1 protein-coding gene is annotated in these 713 nt (G+C 75.5%); it reads right to left on the minus strand.

From position 1 onward, the window contains the following. Window positions 1-21: 21 nt before the first annotated feature. Window positions 22-618 (minus strand): signal recognition particle receptor subunit alpha, encoded by a 597-nt coding sequence (locus tag AC2W7G_RS17775; RefSeq protein ID WP_485869599.1) that lies wholly within the window; start codon window positions 616-618, stop codon window positions 22-24. Window positions 619-713 lie beyond the last annotated feature (95 nt).

Genomic DNA, 713 nt, shown 5'->3' on the forward strand with positions numbered 1-713 from the left:
TCGTCGTCTTGCCGGTGCCGTTCACGCCGACGACGAGCACGACGCCCGGACGCCCCGTCGGTGCGAGGTGTGCAGGGTGGCGGTCGGAGCTGCGGGGCCGACGGCCGCGACGAGCTCCTCGCGCAGCACCGCGCGGGCCCGCTCGGGGTCGGCGACGCCCTCGACCCGCAGGCGGGTGCGCAGGCTCTCGACCAGGTCCTGGGTCGGCTGCACGCCCACGTCGGCGGCGAGGAGGGTGTCCTCGATCTCCTCCCAGACGTCGTCGTCGAGCTTCTCGCGGCCGATGAGCGCGAGCAGGCCCTTGCCGAGCGAGGAGTTGGAGCGGGCCAGGCGGGCGCGCAGGCGGCTCAGCCGTCCGGCCGGCGCCTCGGGCCGCTCGATCGTCGTGGTCGGCGCGGCCTTCTCGTCGGCCGGCACCTCCTCGAACGGGGGCTCCTCGTCCTCCGAGGCCAGGTGCGGCTCGGGGTGCTCGGGGTGCTCGATCGTCTCGGCGGTGATCTCGTCGAGCACCTCCGGCGGCGGCAGCTCCTTGCGGCCGCGAGAGACGAACAGGCCCGCCCCCACGCCGACGACGGCGACGAGGGCGACCAGGGCGACGATCAGGATCTCGAGAGTCACGCCGCGATCCTATGCGGTGACCGCCGGACGCCGGCGGACGGCGACCGGCGTGGGGCGCCATGGCCGTGGCACCCCACGTCCGGGGGTCTAGGGGG

It is taken from the genome of Aeromicrobium sp. PFPM2_SD2 (genome assembly GCF_057364525.1).